The organism is Caballeronia telluris, assembly GCF_001544495.1.
GTDB lineage: Bacteria > Pseudomonadota > Gammaproteobacteria > Burkholderiales > Burkholderiaceae > Caballeronia > Caballeronia telluris.
Map to the genome: position 1 here is coordinate 136347 of NZ_FCNZ02000015.1, position 14797 is coordinate 151143.

The following is a 14797-nucleotide window of genomic DNA, read 5'->3' on the forward strand; positions in this document are numbered from 1 at the left end:
TTCAGCCTGGCAGCGCGAGCTTGATGAGTTGATCGGGCGACGCTTCCGCCTTCGGCAAATTGCCGACGATCTTTCCTTCGCGCATCACGAGCACGCGATCCGCGACGCCGATCACTTCGGTCAGATCGCTCGACACGACGATCACCGTCCGCCCCGCTTCCGCGAGTCCGTACAGCAGGCCGTAGATTTCGCTGCGCGCGCCGACGTCGATGCCGCGCGTCGGTTCGTCCATCAGGAAGACGTCGATTCGTTCCGCGAGCCAGCGCGACAGGATCACCTTCTGCTGGTTGCCGCCGGACAGCGTGCCGATCGGCGTATTGCCGTTGCGGGTCTTGATGGCGAGCTTCGCGATGAATTCGCTGGCGGTGGCCGCTTCCTTCTTCGCGTCGAGGATGTGCAGCGCGTTGTGATGGCGGCGGCAACTGATATTGAGGTTGTCCGACACCGACGCGATCGCGACGATGCCTTCTTGCTTGCGATCCTCGGGACACAGCGCGACGCCCGCGCGCACGGCGTCGCGCGGCGTGCTGAACCGGCGCGTCTCGCCTTTCAGGACGATCTCGCCCGCCGCCGGTTTAACCGCGCCGTAAATCAGCTTCATCAGCTCGGAGCGCCCCGCGCCGACGAGCCCGAAGAAGCCGACGATCTCGCCCTTTCGCACCTCGAACGACGCCGGTTCGGACAGCCCCGGCCCCATCAGCCCTTTCACCTGAAGCTGGACCTCGCCGATGTCGCGCGTGCGGTAGCCGTACACATCGCGGATCGAGCGTCCGACCATGCAGCTGATCAGCCGGTCGCGATCGAGTCCGTCGACTTCCTCGAAGGTCTCGATGCGCCGGCCGTCGCGAAACACCGTCACGCGGTCGCACAGTTCGTAGACTTCGTCCATCCGGTGCGTGACGTAGACGATCGCGCGGCCTTCGGCGCGCAGTCCGCGGATGATCCGGAACAATTGCTCGGTTTCACGCGACGACAGCGAACTCGTCGGTTCGTCGAAGGCAATCACGCGCGCGTTGCGCATCAGCGCCTTGCCGATTTCGATCATCTGACGCTGGCCGATCGACAGGTGCTTCACCTGCATGTTCGGATCGATCTTTTCGCCGAGGCGGTCGAGTTCGCTGATCGCGCGCTTCACGAGCGCGCGCTCGTCGAGCACGCCGAAGCGGTTCGGCATCGCGCCGAGCATCAGGTTTTCCGCGACCGTCAGTTCGGGCACGAGATGCAGTTCCTGATAGATGATCGCGACGCCCGCCGCGATCGCCGCTTTCGTCGACGAAAACTGCTGTTCGACGCCGTCGAGCGACAGGCTGCCGCCCGCGGGCTGATTGACGCCCGAGAGCACCTTGAGCAGCGTCGACTTGCCCGCGCCGTTTTCGCCCATCAGACCGTGGACTTCGCCGGTGCGCACGCCGAGCGACACGCCGTCGAGCGCGAGCACGCCGGGAAAGCGCACGGTGATGTTGTCGAGCGAGAGATAGGGATCGGCCGTGGCCGTCACGGTATCCGTCATGGAAAACCTCGTGGCAGGAACAGAATGCGGGCGCCGCCGTTCAACGCAAACGAGCGAGCGACGCCCGCGCGAGGCAACTCAGATGCCGAGTTCCTTGCGCACTTCCTGCCAATTGTTGCGCACCATCAGCTTGCCGGTGGTCTGCGTATCGGCGGGCGGTTGCTTGCCGTTCTTGATCCAGTCGACGAGATTCTGCGTGCTGTCCTTGCCGTGCATCGTCGAACTCACGGCGATCGTGCCGTAGAAGCCCGTCTGCTCTTTCTTCTGGAACTCGGCGAACGCTTCGCCCGCGCCATTGATGCCGACGCCGATCACATCCGCGCCCGGAATCTTCAGCTGCTCGGTCGCGCGCACGGCGCCGAGCACGGTTTCCTCGTTGATCGCGTAGATCACCCACTTCTTGATGTTCGGATGCTGCGACAGCACCGGCGATGCCGCGTTGAAACCGCCTTCGTCGTCGGTGGTCTTCTGCGGGGCGTCGAAGATGTTTTCCTTCTTGAAGCCGCCCTTGACGAGCGATTCGGTGGCGCCGTCGGTGCGCAGCTTCGCGGTCGGCAGCTCGTAGTTCGTGATGCGCAGCGCGCCCACTTCTTCCGGCTTCCAGCCGCGCCGCTTCATTTCGTCCGTGATCGCCGTGCCGACCTGATTGCCGATCTTGAACGCCGACATCCCCAGATGCGGCACGTTCGAGAGCGGCTTGCCGGTCGAATCGACGAGCTGGTCGTCGACCGTCACGAACTTCATGTTGTAGCGCTTCGCGCGCTGCTGGATCGCCGGTCCGAGACGCACGTCGGGCGCGCAGATCACGAAGCCTTGCGCGCCCTGCGCGCCGAGGTTGTCGATGGCGGCGAGCACTTTCTCGCCGTCCGGCGTGCCGATGTTCACGACCGAGAAGTTCTCTTTCTGGCCGAGCGCGGACGCGGCCTTCTGCTCGTTGATGAACCACGCCTGCTCGGGCATCTTCACGAGAAAGCCGACCTTGACGGGCTCGTCGGCGTGAGCGGACATTTGCGCGGCGAACGGCACGGCGAGCGTGGCGGCGGCGATCGCGGACAGGGTCAGGCGGCGAAGCTTCAGGTTCATCGTTGTCTCCTTGGGTTGAATGCGTGTTGCGGGCGCAGGCTTGTCAGCCCGTTCGCCGGGTTTGCTGCGGGTCTTGCGTCTTCTCTCGGTTCTAGCTCGCCATGTAGGCGGTTTTTGTCGTCGTATAGAAGTCGGTGTTGTCGAACGGCACGTGATGATCGACGCCCGTCGTCGGCAGGTTCACCGTCACGAGCGCGCTCTGGCTGTAGCGCCTGAAATGCGTCGCGCGCTGCAGCGACCGCGTGCAGATGCCGGCGCACAGCGCGCGCGGCGTTTCGTTGGCGAGATGGAGCGCGTGGGCGGCGTCGTCGGCGCGGATCACGACCGCGACCGGCCCGAAAATCTCCTCACGCGCGATGCGCATCTCGGGCGTTCCGGCCAAGAGCGCGGGCTGCATGAAAAAGCCGCGCGTCGCGCGTTCCAGCGGCACGCCGCCGTGCAGCAGTTGCGCGCCTTCCTTCCGGCCGGTCGCGATGGTATCGAGGCTCTTGCGCAACTGCGCTTCGTCGGCGAGCGGGCCGATGTCGACGCCTTTCTTCAGCGCGTGATCGACGTCCAGCGTAGCGAGGCGCGCGAGCATCGCATCGACGAAACGGTCGTGGATGCCCGCCTCCACGATCAGCCGCGACGACGCCGTCGCGCGCTGGCCCGCCGAGAAATAGGCGCCGTCGATGGCCGCGTCGACGGCGGTGTCCAGGTCGGCGTCGTTGAGCACGACGAGCGGATTCTTGCCGCCGATGTCGAACTGCACGCGCGTCTCGCGCGCGGCGGCGGCTTCGCGCACCGCCGTCGCCGTCGCGGCCGATCCGGCGAAGCTCACGCCCTGCACGAGCGGATTCGCGACGATCCGCGCGCCCGCCTGCCGCCCGCTGCCGAGCACGAGGTTGAACACGCCGGCGGGCAGGCCCGAGCGGCTCACGATGTCGGCGAGCGCCCACGCACAGGCGGGCACGCGCTCCGCCGGCTTGAACACGACGCAATTGCCGAAGGCGAGCGCGGGCGCGATCTTCGAGGCCGGAATCGCCAGCGGAAAGCTCCACGGCGTGACGACGCCGATCACGCCGAGCGGCTCGCGCGTGATGTCGATATCGACATTCGGACGCGCCCAGCTGCGATGCGCGCCGCCGATGCGAAGTGCCTCGCCCGCGTAAAACCGGAAGAAGTGCCCGGCGCGCGTGACTTCGGCGATCGCTTCGGGCAGCGTCTTGCCTTCCTCGCGCGCGAGCAGCCGGCCGAGTTCGGCGCGGCGCGCGAGCAGTTCGCCGCCGATCGCGTCGAGCGCTTCGGCGCGCCGCATGCCGCTCGAACGCGACCACTCGGGAAACGCCGCGCTCGCGGCGTCGATGGCGGCGTCGGTCTGGCGCGCGTCGGCCCGCGCGTATTCGCCGACGGGTTCGTCGAGATCAGACGGATTCAGGGAAAGGCCCACGGTCGCGCCCGTCTCCCAGCCACCGTTCAGGTAGTGCTTGAAAAGCTCGGGAAGATGGGATTCGCGTTTCATCGGCTGTCGACGTGAGCGCTCGTGTCTGGAAGTGCTCGAAGCTTAAGCAGTCGCGCGATGACTTTCCAATCAGTTTTCGGCCCATCGCCATATCAACGTTGGTATGGCATCATCGGCGCAATTTCACCTCCGGGCGACGCGATGGCGCAGAGTTATTCGAACTGGTTCGTGCGGGCGCGGCTAAAGACGCGTCAGTTGCTGCTGCTCGCGGCGATGGAGGAAGAAGGCAACGTGCGCCGCGCCGCCGACGTGCTCGGCATGACGCAGCCGGCGGCGTCACGTCTCCTGAAGGAACTCGAAGACGTGCTCGACGTGCGCCTCTTCGACCGCACGCCGCACGGCATGCACGCGACGCTCTACGGCGAAGTGATGATCCGCCACGCGCGGATGGTGCTGTCGAATCTGAGTCAGGCGCACGACGAGATTTCGGCATTGCGCTCGGGACTCGTCGGCCAGGTGCAGATCGGCTCGATCGCGACCGCCGCCGCGACGATGGTGCCCGTCGCGATCTCGCGCGTGAAGGAGCGCTATCCGCATCTGCAAATCTGGTTGCAGGTGGAGACATCGGATGTGATGCTGCCGCGCGTCGCCGAGGGCGAACTCGACATCATGATCGGCCGGGTGCTCGAACGGCAGGGCCAGTTCAAGGACGCCGTGCGCTACGAGCCGCTCGCCGCCGACGAACCGCTGTGCGTCGTCGCGCGTCCCGGCCATCCGATGGAACTCGCGACCGGTCTGACGTTGCGCGGGATCGTGAACGCGAGCTGGGTGCTGCATCCGCCGGGCAGCGTGCTGCGTCACCGCTTCGATCTGGCGTTTTCGCAGATCGGGCTCAATCCGCCGCAAAATGTCGTCAACACGAACAATTTTCTGGCAATTTCGAGCTTGCTCTTGCAAAGCGACATGCTCGCCGTCGTGCCGGCGGAAGTCGCGCAGCAGTACGAGGAGTCCGGCGTGCTGAAGCGCCTGGCGATCGATTTGCCGTGCCGGATGGACGCTTTCGGTATCATCACGCGGCAAACGCAATTGCTGTCGCCGGCGGCGACGCTCATGCTCAACGCATTGCGCGACGCGGCCACCGAGGTGTACGGCACGTCCTTCGAAATTTCATCCGCTTGACCCTTTTTCCTAACCGGCCCGCGCGGCCGGTCTTCCGGTGTTGCATGGCCCTCAAATCGACGATTTACAAAGCGGAACTCCAGATTGCCGACATGGATCGGCACTATTACGGCGACCATTCGCTGACCATCGCGCGTCATCCGTCCGAAACCGACGAGCGGATGATGGTGCGCGTCGCGGCGTTCGGCATGTTCGCCGACGAACGGCTCGAATTCTGCAAGGGTCTCTCCGATACCGACGAGCCCGATCTCTGGCAGAAGGACCTCACCGGGCAGATCGAGACGTGGATCGAAGCGGGGCAGCCCGACGAGCGGCGCATCGCGAAGGCGAGCGGGCGCGCGGCGCGCGTGATCGTGATCGCCTACGCGGGGCGCACGTCGGACATCTGGTGGCAGGGCGTGAAGGGCAAGGTCGAGCGGATGCAAAACGTGACCGTATGGTCGCTCAAGGACGGCGTGGCGGAGTCGCTCGGCAAGCTCGCCGAACGCACGATGCGCCTGCAGATGACCGTGCAGGACGGCGAGGTGTCGCTTGGCAGCGCGACGGCGGACCCGGTCGCGGTCGAATGGACGGTGCTGAAGGCGGCTTCGAAGTAGTCGAAGCAGCGCTCACGCGTCGGGCGGACCTTTCAGTTCGATCATATTGCCCTCCGGATCGAACAGATACAGCGACGGGCCGAAGCCTTCCGCGCCGTATCGATCGGCTTCTTCGCCGATGCGCGCGCCATTTTCGGTGAGATGCTTGCGGAGCGCGGCCGGATCGAACGGTTCGACGCGCACGCACAGATGATCCATGTTGCGACCCGCCCCCGGCGCGCCGCTGTCCGGCCGGTCGATTTTCGCGCCGACCGCGAGCAGGTCGATCAGCGAACGGCCCGCGCGCAACTGCACGAGACCAAGATCGCGCTGTTCCTTTTCGATCGGGCATCCGAGCGCGGCGCCGTAGAAGCGCACCATGGTGTCGAGATCGGCGCAGCGGATCACGACGTGATCGATTTCGCGGATGGTGAAGTGCATCGTCGCTCCTCGTTCCGGTGGTTCGGGACGAGTGTAACGCCGTCACGTTGACAACTCACGGCGCGACGCTGCGCAAAACGCGCAGGCGAAAAAAAACCCGCTCGTTGCGGAGCGGGTTGAATCCATATCAGGAGGAGACATGGAGGAGACAGTTCCAATAATACACAGCGAGTTGGTGCGACGCAATAGAAATCGTAGTAAAAACCCCTATGGCGCCGATTTGTCGCATCTGCGAGACATTTCGCGCGGGCAAGCCTGAAATGACAGCGCAAGAACCGGCGCGTACGCTGGAAGCCACGGCTCTACAGTGATCACGTACCCAGAGCCCATCGAGGTCGTGATGAACACCGCTTTCCAGATCCCTTCGCAAACCGCCTTTTCCTCCGATGAAAACCGCTGGCAGGCGGTCGTCGATCGAGACCGCCACGCCGACGGCGCGTTCTTCTTCGCGGTGCGCACGACGGGTGTTTTCTGCCGGCCGTCGTGCGCGTCGCGGGCGCCGCGCCGCGAGAACGTCGAATTCTTTTCGACGACCCACGCCGCCGAACGCGCCGGCTATCGCCCGTGCAAGCGCTGCCAGCCGACGAGCCTGCCGCGCGAACTCGCGATCGTCGAGCGGGCGTGCAAGGCGCTCGACGCCGAACCGCAAGAGCGCATGACGCTCGCGCAACTGAGCGACGCCGTGCACGTCAGTCCGTTTCACCTGCAGCGTCTGTTCACGCGGGTGGTCGGCGTGTCGCCGCGGCAATATCAGGCGGCGCGCCGCGCGGAAGCCCTGCGCTCCGGCCTGCAACGCGGCGAGAACGTGACGCGCGCCACCCACGACGCCGGTTTCGGCTCGCCCTCGCGGATGTACGAAGCGGCGTCGGCGGAACTGGGGATGACGCCGTCGATGTACCGGAAGAAAGGCGCCGGGCTCGCCGTGCGCTACGCCACCGCGCCGACGCCGCTTGGCACCGTGCTCGTCGCTGCGACGGACAAGGGCGTCTGCAAGATCGCGTTCGGCGACGATCCGGCGGCGCTCGCGCTCGAACTGGCGGCGGAGTTGTCAGAGGCCGAGCGTATCGAGGATCGCGAGCGCATGGAGCCATTCATCGCGCAGATTCGGGCGTATCTGAACGGCACGCGCGAGCGCTTCGACCTGCCGCTCGACATCGGCGCGACCGCGTTCCAGCAGCGCGTGTGGGACGCGCTGCGCCGCATTCCCTACGGCGAGACGCGCAGCTACACCGACATCGCCGACACGCTCGGCTCGCCGCGCGCGGTGCGCGCGGTGGCGAATGCGTGCGCGTCGAATCCGGTGGCGCTCGCGATTCCGTGCCATCGCGTCGTGCAGAAAGGCGGCGGGCTGTCGGGGTATCGGTGGGGCGCGCCGCGCAAGGCGGCGCTCTTGAAGACCGAGCGGGAGCGCGGCGAAAACAAGTAATGCGAACAATGCGGCGTCACGCGCCCCGCAACGATCGAAAACGCCGCCATCGGTCGCGCGCCGGGACCCGACAAAACCGGCGCGACGGCCGGCCTCGTGAAATTCCTGTCGGAAACCGCCGCGCAAGCCCTCGCAGAACAGCCGTGAAAAACCCGCAAACCCTTGCGGGAACTGGCTTCAAGCACGCATAACACCGAGATGTTAAAGTGCCCGCTACCCAAAATATCGGATCGGGCCTGGTTTCATCACGCCCGGTCGCACGCGTCGCTCAATGCCAAACAAGAATCCCGTCCTTCCCGCCACCGACGCCATCCGGCATCGCCTCTCGGCGCTCGCCGCAGGTCCAGGCGCCGATGCGCTGCGCCAGGGCCTGCGCGGCATCGAGCGCGAGAGCCTGCGCGTCACGCGCGACGGCAAGCTCGCCATGACGCCGCATCCGCGCGCGTTCGGCTCGGCGCTGACGCATCCGCACATCACGACCGACTATTCGGAAGCCCTCGTCGAACTGATCACCGACGCGAAAACCGATTCCGCGGCCGCGCTTGAACACCTCGACACGCTGCATCGCTTCGTCTACGGCAAGCTCGGCGACGAGCTGCTCTGGAACAATTCGATGCCCTGCGAACTGCCGCCCGACGACCAGATTCCGATCGGCTGGTACGGCACGTCGAATATCGGCATGCTGAAGTACGTGTACCGAAAGGGCCTTTCGCTGCGCTACGGCCGCAAGATGCAGTGCATCGCCGGCATCCACTACAACTATTCGCTGAGCGAGGACGTCTGGCGCGCGTGGCAGTCGCTGGAGAAGGGCAATACGCTCTCGACGGTCGATTTCCAGTCGGAGCGCTACTTCGCGCTGATCCGCAATTTCCGCCGCACGAGCTGGCTCCTGATGTATCTGTTCGGCGCGTCGCCGGCGCTCGAAGCGGGTTTCGTGCGCGGCAAGCCGCACGCGCTCGACACCTTCGACGCCGACACGTTCTATCTGCCGCACGCCACGAGCCTGCGCATGAGCGATCTCGGCTACACGAACAATCCGGCGCAGTCGGCGCTCCTGCCGAGCTACGACAACCTCGACGCCTATCTCGACGTGCTCGGCCGCGCCGTCAGCCAGCCGTATCCGCCGTATGAGGCGATCGGCACGCAACGCGACGGCGAATGGGTCCAGATCAACACGAACGTGTTGCAGATCGAAAACGAGTTCTACTCGACGATCCGTCCGAAGCGCGTCATCCAGCCGGGCGAGCGGCCGCTGCATGCGCTGTCGGCGCGCGGCGTGCAGTACATCGAAGTGCGCTGTCTCGACATCGATCCATTCGAGCCGAGCGGCATTTCGCTCGAAACATCGCGCTTTCTGGACGCCTATCTGCTCTATTGCGCGCTCGACGACAGCCCGCTCCTGTCGCACGAGGCGAACACCGAAGCCAACGACAACTTCAGCCGCGTCGCGAAGGAAGGCCGCAAGCCGGGGCTCGCTCTTTCGCGCGACGGGCGCACCGTGTCGATGCAGGCGTGGGGCACGGAATTGCTCGACAGGATCGCGCCGGTCGCCGAAGCGCTCGACGCGCTCAACGGCACCGACGAAACCACGCGCGCGCTCGCTACGCAACGCGCGCGGCTCGCGGACGTCGCGCTGACGCCGTCCGCGCGCGTGCTTCAGATCATGCGCGACAAGCAGCAAAGTTTCGGCGCGTTCGCACTCGACCTGAGCGAGCAGCACGCCGCGTTCTACCGCTCGCGGCCGTTGCCCGAGGCCATCACGCGCGAACTGGATGCGCTCGCGGCAAAGTCGCTCGACCAGCAAGCCGCCATTGAACGCGACGAAGCGGGCTCGTTCGACGCTTTTATCGCCGCGTATCGCGCTTATACGCTGAATCGCGTCAGCGTCTGATTCGCCTTGCGTCTTTTTTCCTTGCCGCGCCGTCCGTCGGGCGGCAAGGCTTACTCCTTTTGCAACAGAGCGCAACCCGCCGAAACGTGCGGATCGCCGGCGGGTCGAAAATTAGTGTCCTATCGATCAACGCTCTGAGGAGAAGAAAATGAAAAAGACGATGCTATCGGCATCGGCGCTGGCGGCAGCGGCGTCGATTGCGCTCGTTGCCGGCTGCTCGACGCAAGGTCAGGTCAGCGGCGAAACGATGGAGCAGGCGACTTCGCCGCTCACCTGCATGAGCCGAGCGGAATGCGACGCGTGGTGGGGCCGCGCGCAAGTCTGGGTCACGAACCACTCCGAATACAAACTGACGACCGTCACCGATTCCATCATCCAGACGGCGGGGCCGTCCGGCGGCAAGCGCGCGCTCGCCTACCAGATCACGAAGACGCCGAGCAACGAAGGCACGGCGACCATCGGCTTCGCCGCTCACTGCGACAACATGCTCGGTTGCGAGCCGAATCCGTGGAAAGCGGGGGCGGACTTCAAGCAGTTCGTGCGCGGCGGTCCGTCGTCGCAGGCAGGCGCCGCCGCGACTAATTCCGGCAACGCCCTGCCGCCCGTCGCGCCCGCCGCGCCGCCCCGTGCGCAGTCGAATCCGCCGGTTCAGCCGATGCCGCGCGCGCTCGAAACGCAGCCGGGACAATCGGGCCAGGCGCTGACGCCCGAATAAAGCGCACGGCAAAAAAATCGGCTCCGCAAGATGTGCGTACGGAGCCGATTTAAGCGAAGAAGCGCGAAGATAGACGCTCAATGCCCCATCGAAGGTCCAGCGCCTTTCCTCGGTTTCGTCAGCCAGACAAGCACCGCCAGTGCGACGAATCCGTAAAAGGAAAGCCGGAAGAAGTCGTTGGTCGACATCATGTACGCCTGCGCCGTCACGACGCGTTCGAGTTGCGCCGTAATCGACTGCCCGGCGAGTCCGAGGTCCGACAGCACGCCGGAATAGGCGCTCGTATTCGCCGAATAGGCGGTCACCGACTCCGTCAGCACCGCATGATGGCGAATCATGTCGTTCTCCCAGTACGTCGTGCTGACCGCCGTGCCGATCGCGCCCGACAGCGTCCGCAGGAAGTTGGACAGGCCCGCCGCGCCCGCCAGCCGGTCGTCGGAGACGCTCGACAGCGTGATCGTCGTCATCGGGATGAAGAAGCACGCCACGCCGATCCCTTGGATCAGCCGTGGAATCACGATCTGGTTGAAAGGCGTATCGAGCGTGAACGTCGAGTTCCAGTGCGACACGAACGCGAACACCAGAAACGCGAAGCTCGCCACGACGCGCAGATCCAGCCGATGCATGTTGCGCCCGAGAATCGGCGAGATCACGAGCGCCAGAATGCCGACCGGCGCGGTCGCGAGGCCGGCCAAGCCCGGCGTGTAGCCCATCACCGTCTGTAGCCACAGCGGCAGAATGACCACCGAGCCGAAGAACGCGAGAAACCCGAGCGACGTGATCAGCACGCCCATCGCGAAGTTGCGGTCGCGAAAGAGCGAGAGGTCGATCACCGGCTCCTTTTCGGTCATCTCCCACGCGAACATGAACGCGAGCGCGATGGCCGCGACGATCGCGAGCGTCACGATGAAGTTCGAACTGAACCAGTCGTGGTCCTTGCCGAGGTCGAGCATCATTTGCAGGCTCGACACGCCGATCACGAGCAGCGAGAGCCCGACGGCGTCGATGCGCTGTTTCGTCGTCTTCGTCTCGTGGCCGCGCAGCAGGAAGTACGCGATCGCCGCCGAAAAAATCCCGATCGGCACGTTGATGTAGAAAATCCACGGCCAAGTGAAGTTATCGGTGATGTAGCCGCCCATCACCGGCCCGAAAATCGGCGCGACGATCACCGTCATCGCCCACAGGCCGAGCGCGAGACCGCGCTTTTCCGGCGGATAGCTGCGCATCAGGATGGTTTGCGAGAGCGGCACCATCGGTCCGGAGACGAGCCCCTGTAGTAGACGGAACGCGATCAGCGACTCGAAGTTGTGCGCGAATCCGCACAGCGCCGACGCGATCGAGAACAGCACGACGGAAATCGTGAAGAGCTTCACTTCGCCGACGCGCCGCGCGAGCCAGCCCGTGAGCGGCACCGCGATCGCCGACGCCACCGAATACGACGAGATCACCCACGTCCCTTCGCTCGTCGCGACGCCGAGACTGCCGGAAATCGTCGGCACGGCGACGTTGGCGATCGAGGTGTCGAGGACTTCCATGAACGTGCCGAGCGCGAGGCCCATCGTCAGGAGCGCGAGCACGCCGCCCGCGAGCGGCGCGGGCGCGCTCGGCGAGGCGTCGCCTTCGGGATGCGCTGCGGTTACTGCCATAGTCGAAAATCTCCAGCAAAACGTTCTTGTTTTAAATGCAGCGGCATTCTCTGCTTAGACAGGCATAAATGCAAAAAACTTGACCCTTACGCCAGAAATCAGGCGCTGTCGTCCTCGCCGATTTCACACGCGGTGGACGACGACCCGGCCGGCGCGTTCGCGATCAGGCGCGCGAGCAGGCTCGTCAGTGTATCGAGTTCGGCGCGGCTGAAGTCTTTCAACTGCGCGTTCAGCACCGCGGCGCCGATGGCGGGCAGCCGCGCCGCAGCATCCGCGCCGCGCGGCGTCAGCTTGAGTTCCACGATGCGCCGGTCCGACTCGCTGCGCTCGCGCGTCACGAAGCCTTTCTTCTCCAGCCGGTCGAGCATGCGGGTCATCGAGCCGCTGTCGTACGACATCTCGCGCGACAGTTCGAGCGGCGTATGCGCGCGTCCATCGGCCAGCATCATGATCACGCCGATCTGCTGCGAAGTCAGGTCGAGCGGGCCGAGCGCCCGGTCCGTGCGCGCGATCAGCACGTTGCGCGCCTTCGCCAGATAGTAGCCGAGGCTCGTCTGGAGCTCGATCGTCGAGGGGTCGTAAAGGGGTTCGCTGTTCATCCGTGTCGACAATGGGGACGCTCATGCGTCGTCAAAACAACGATCTCAGAAATGTTGCGCCAAGTATCTTGAAAAATACTTGCACAGTCAATATTATTTAAACAACGAGTTATGCGCTTAATGCGCCGCCCGACACATGTCTTGAACGCTTGCGGCATCGCCGAGACGATGCCCCGAAGGATTCCCATGACCCGCTTTGCACGCACCGCCCGCCGACGTTTCGGCCAAGTCAGCAGCACGATCGCCAGCGCCTCCCGTCACGTCGTTCCGCCGAATCTGACGTCGTGGAAACTCGCGCTCTACGTGTTCGTGTTCCTGCTGCCGGGCGGATCGTTCGTGGTGCTGGGCATGGGCTGGTTCGAGAACCGCAACCGGCGGCGCGCGGCGAAGCCCCGCCAGCCGCAGACTCCGACGCAAACGCGCGTAACGAAACTGATACCGGGCCCGACACCCTGTTCTCAAGGCGAGTGTTGAGCCGCGACTCGTAAACCGCTGTAACCATTTGGCGCGCCCGGGTAACCCACGCGCCCTTTCAAGCCGCTACCCTAACGTCTGCCTGACGCCCGCATTTGGCCCGCTTTTGGCCCGCCTGTCGCGGGTGTCGTCCCTGTTCCGTTACCATCCCGGATCGCCGCGATTTCCGCCTGCCTCAGCCCGGTTCGCGCTGCTTCGACAGGATCATCACGCAGATGCCGTTTAGCCACACTCAGTCCGCCGCGCCCCGCTTCGCCGCCCGCTTCTCCTTATTGGCGCTCGCCGCCGCGAGCACCCTGCTCGTCGCGGGCTGCGCGGTCGGCCCCGATTATCAACGGCCGTCCGCCGCAGTGCCGGCAACCTACAAGGAAGCGCCCGAGGGCTGGAAGGTCGCGCAGCCGTCCGATCGCGCCGATCGCGGAAACTGGTGGTCCATCTACGACGATCCGCAACTCGACGAACTCGAATCGCGGCTGAACGCGTCGAACCAGAGCATCGCGCAATTCGCGGCGGCGTACCGGCAGGCGCGCGCGCTCGTCGGCGAAGCGCGCGCGGCCTATTTTCCGACCGTCGGACTGTCGGCGTCCGGATCGCGCTCGGGCACCGGCACCAATACGCGCAGCACGTCGACGGGGTCGAACGGCACGTCGATCGGCAACAGCTTCAGCCTCGCCCTCGACGCCACCTGGGAGCCTGACCTGTGGGGCAGCGTGAGCCGCTCGGTCAACGCGCAGGAGGCCGGCGAGCAAAGCGCCGCCGCCGATCTCGCGAACGCGCGCCTTTCCGCGCAGGCCACCCTCGCGCAGAGCTACTTCCAGTTGCGCTCGCTCGACGCGCAGCAAAAACTGCTCGACGATACCGTCGCCGCCTATCGGCAGTCGCTCCAACTCACGCAGAACCAGTACGCGCAGGGCATCGTCGCGCGCTCGGACGTGATCCAGGCGCAGACGCAATTGCAGTCGGCGCAGGCGTCGGCGATCGATAACGGCGTCGCGCGCGCGCAGTTCGAGCACGCAATCGCGGTGCTGATCGGCGAGCCGGCTTCGACGTTCTCGCTGCCCGCCGCGCCGCTCGATGCCACGCCGCCGTCCGTGCCGGCGCAGATGCCGTCAGCGATTCTCGAGCGCCGGCCGGACGTCGCTTCCGCCGAGCGCAAGGCTGCGGCGGCGAACGAACAGATCGGCGTCGCGATGGCGGCGTTCTTTCCGACGCTCACGCTGTCGGCCTCGGGCGGCTTCCAGAGTTCGGTGCTCTCGCAGTTGCTGCGGGCGCCGTCGCGTTTCTGGACGCTCGGGCCGGACATCGCCGCAACGATCTTCGACGGCGGCCTGCGCCGCGCGCAAACCGAAGCGGCGCGCGCAGCCTACGACCAGAACGTCGCGACGTATCGGCAGACGGTGCTCACCGCGTTCCAGGACGTCGAGGACAATCTGGCGTCGCTGCGCATCCTCGAAAACGAGATCGTCGTTCAGCAGCAGGCGGTGCAGTCGGCGCAGCAGGCGCTCGCGATCGTCAACAACCAGTACAAGGCCGGCACCGTCGGCTTCGTGAACGTGCTGACCGCGCAGACCACGGCGTTCGTCGCGCAGCAAAAGCTCGCGAGCATCGCGGGACAGCGGATGGTGTCGTCGGTGGGACTCGTGAAGGCGCTCGGCGGCGGCTGGGACGCCGGGCAGATGAATCGCGAGACGGGCGGCGTCGAAGCGCCGGCGCCGGCGCCCGTGGCGGCTTCGGCGGCGGCGGGCGATGCGCCCGGCCGGACGACCGCGGCAACCGGCGGCGCAACGGCAACAACCGCCGCCGCCGGCTCGTAACGC

At 65.6% G+C, this 14797-nt stretch carries 13 protein-coding genes; 7 read left to right on the top strand and 6 right to left on the bottom strand.

Annotation, left to right across the window (positions count from 1 at the left end):
* Nucleotide 1: 1 nt before the first annotated feature.
* From araG to AWB66_RS20210, 3 genes are all read right to left on the bottom strand, one after another.
* Nucleotides 2–1510, bottom strand: coding sequence for an L-arabinose ABC transporter ATP-binding protein AraG (araG, locus tag AWB66_RS20200; protein WP_087631955.1), 1509 nt, complete (start codon nucleotides 1508–1510; stop codon nucleotides 2–4).
* Nucleotides 1511–1588: 78 nt separating this feature from the next.
* The gene (locus tag AWB66_RS20205) at nucleotides 1589–2593 is read right to left on the bottom strand and encodes an arabinose ABC transporter substrate-binding protein (RefSeq protein WP_087631956.1); all 1005 of its coding nucleotides are present in this window, start codon (nucleotides 2591–2593) and stop codon (nucleotides 1589–1591) included.
* 91 nt (nucleotides 2594–2684) lie between these two features.
* Nucleotides 2685–4094, bottom strand: coding sequence for an aldehyde dehydrogenase family protein (locus tag AWB66_RS20210; RefSeq protein ID WP_087631957.1), 1410 nt, complete (start codon nucleotides 4092–4094; stop codon nucleotides 2685–2687).
* Nucleotides 4095–4235: 141 nt separating this feature from the next.
* On the opposite strand from AWB66_RS20210, the gene AWB66_RS20215 reads away from it, so the two are divergent.
* Together AWB66_RS20215 and AWB66_RS20220 are read left to right on the top strand one after the other, a co-directional pair.
* Entirely contained in the window at nucleotides 4236–5213 is a 978-nt protein-coding gene (locus AWB66_RS20215) for a LysR family transcriptional regulator (protein WP_087631958.1), read from the top strand.
* Nucleotides 5214–5257: 44 nt separating this feature from the next.
* Nucleotides 5258–5809, top strand: a complete 552-nt coding sequence (locus AWB66_RS20220; protein WP_087631959.1) for a YaeQ family protein — start codon at nucleotides 5258–5260, stop codon at nucleotides 5807–5809.
* A gap of 12 nt (nucleotides 5810–5821) precedes the next feature.
* On the opposite strand, the gene AWB66_RS20225 is transcribed toward AWB66_RS20220, so the two are convergent.
* Nucleotides 5822–6229 (bottom strand): VOC family protein, encoded by a 408-nt coding sequence (locus AWB66_RS20225; RefSeq protein ID WP_087631960.1) that lies wholly within the window; start codon nucleotides 6227–6229, stop codon nucleotides 5822–5824.
* Between the two features lie 340 nt (nucleotides 6230–6569).
* Here AWB66_RS20225 and ada point away from each other — a divergent pair, with 340 nt between their 5' ends.
* The 3 genes from ada to AWB66_RS20240 all read left to right on the top strand — a co-directional run bounded on the left by ada (nucleotide 6570) and on the right by AWB66_RS20240 (nucleotide 10261).
* Nucleotides 6570–7655 carry a bifunctional DNA-binding transcriptional regulator/O6-methylguanine-DNA methyltransferase Ada gene (gene ada / locus AWB66_RS20230; protein ID WP_087631961.1) on the top strand — a complete coding sequence of 362 codons (1086 nt, stop codon included), beginning with the start codon at nucleotides 6570–6572 and terminating at the stop codon, nucleotides 7653–7655.
* 271 nt (nucleotides 7656–7926) lie between these two features.
* The gene (gene gshA, locus AWB66_RS20235) at nucleotides 7927–9546 is read left to right on the top strand and encodes a glutamate--cysteine ligase (RefSeq protein ID WP_087631962.1); all 1620 of its coding nucleotides are present in this window, start codon (nucleotides 7927–7929) and stop codon (nucleotides 9544–9546) included.
* A gap of 148 nt (nucleotides 9547–9694) precedes the next feature.
* Nucleotides 9695–10261, top strand: coding sequence for a hypothetical protein (locus AWB66_RS20240; RefSeq protein ID WP_087631963.1), 567 nt, complete (start codon nucleotides 9695–9697; stop codon nucleotides 10259–10261).
* 77 nt (nucleotides 10262–10338) lie between these two features.
* Here AWB66_RS20240 and AWB66_RS20245 read toward each other — a convergent pair whose 3' ends face one another.
* Nucleotides 10339–11907 carry a DHA2 family efflux MFS transporter permease subunit gene (locus tag AWB66_RS20245; RefSeq protein ID WP_087631964.1) on the bottom strand — a complete coding sequence of 523 codons (1569 nt, stop codon included), beginning with the start codon at nucleotides 11905–11907 and terminating at the stop codon, nucleotides 10339–10341.
* A 98-nt stretch (nucleotides 11908–12005) separates the two neighbouring features.
* Complete coding sequence (locus tag AWB66_RS20250; RefSeq protein ID WP_087631965.1) at nucleotides 12006–12506, bottom strand: MarR family winged helix-turn-helix transcriptional regulator; 501 nt, start codon at nucleotides 12504–12506, stop codon at nucleotides 12006–12008.
* Between the two features lie 186 nt (nucleotides 12507–12692).
* On the opposite strand from AWB66_RS20250, the gene AWB66_RS20255 reads away from it, so the two are divergent.
* On the top strand, nucleotides 12693–12980 hold the full coding sequence (locus AWB66_RS20255; RefSeq protein ID WP_235021177.1) for a hypothetical protein: 288 nt from the start codon (nucleotides 12693–12695) through the stop codon (nucleotides 12978–12980).
* A gap of 215 nt (nucleotides 12981–13195) precedes the next feature.
* A complete protein-coding gene (locus AWB66_RS20260; RefSeq protein ID WP_087631966.1) occupies nucleotides 13196–14794 on the top strand; it encodes an efflux transporter outer membrane subunit in 1599 nt (532 codons plus the stop codon).
* The last annotated feature ends 3 nt before the right edge of the window (nucleotides 14795–14797 follow it).

Bases quoted from the DNA above. Each gene is read 5' to 3' on its own strand.
- araG (WP_087631955.1), bottom strand. From the start codon at position 1,510: ATGACGGATACCGTGACGGCCACGGCCGATCCCTATCTCTCGCTCGAC.
- AWB66_RS20205 (WP_087631956.1), bottom strand. From the start codon at position 2,593: ATGAACCTGAAGCTTCGCCGCCTGACCCTGTCCGCGATCGCCGCCGCC.
- AWB66_RS20210 (WP_087631957.1), bottom strand. From the start codon at position 4,094: ATGAAACGCGAATCCCATCTTCCCGAGCTTTTCAAGCACTACCTGAAC.
- AWB66_RS20215 (WP_087631958.1), top strand. From the start codon at position 4,236: ATGGCGCAGAGTTATTCGAACTGGTTCGTGCGGGCGCGGCTAAAGACG.
- AWB66_RS20220 (WP_087631959.1), top strand. From the start codon at position 5,258: ATGGCCCTCAAATCGACGATTTACAAAGCGGAACTCCAGATTGCCGAC.
- AWB66_RS20225 (WP_087631960.1), bottom strand. From the start codon at position 6,229: ATGCACTTCACCATCCGCGAAATCGATCACGTCGTGATCCGCTGCGCC.
- ada (WP_087631961.1), top strand. From the start codon at position 6,570: ATGAACACCGCTTTCCAGATCCCTTCGCAAACCGCCTTTTCCTCCGAT.
- gshA (WP_087631962.1), top strand. From the start codon at position 7,927: ATGCCAAACAAGAATCCCGTCCTTCCCGCCACCGACGCCATCCGGCAT.
- AWB66_RS20240 (WP_087631963.1), top strand. From the start codon at position 9,695: ATGAAAAAGACGATGCTATCGGCATCGGCGCTGGCGGCAGCGGCGTCG.
- AWB66_RS20245 (WP_087631964.1), bottom strand. From the start codon at position 11,907: ATGGCAGTAACCGCAGCGCATCCCGAAGGCGACGCCTCGCCGAGCGCG.
- AWB66_RS20250 (WP_087631965.1), bottom strand. From the start codon at position 12,506: ATGAACAGCGAACCCCTTTACGACCCCTCGACGATCGAGCTCCAGACG.
- AWB66_RS20255 (WP_235021177.1), top strand. From the start codon at position 12,693: ATGACCCGCTTTGCACGCACCGCCCGCCGACGTTTCGGCCAAGTCAGC.
- AWB66_RS20260 (WP_087631966.1), top strand. From the start codon at position 13,196: ATGCCGTTTAGCCACACTCAGTCCGCCGCGCCCCGCTTCGCCGCCCGC.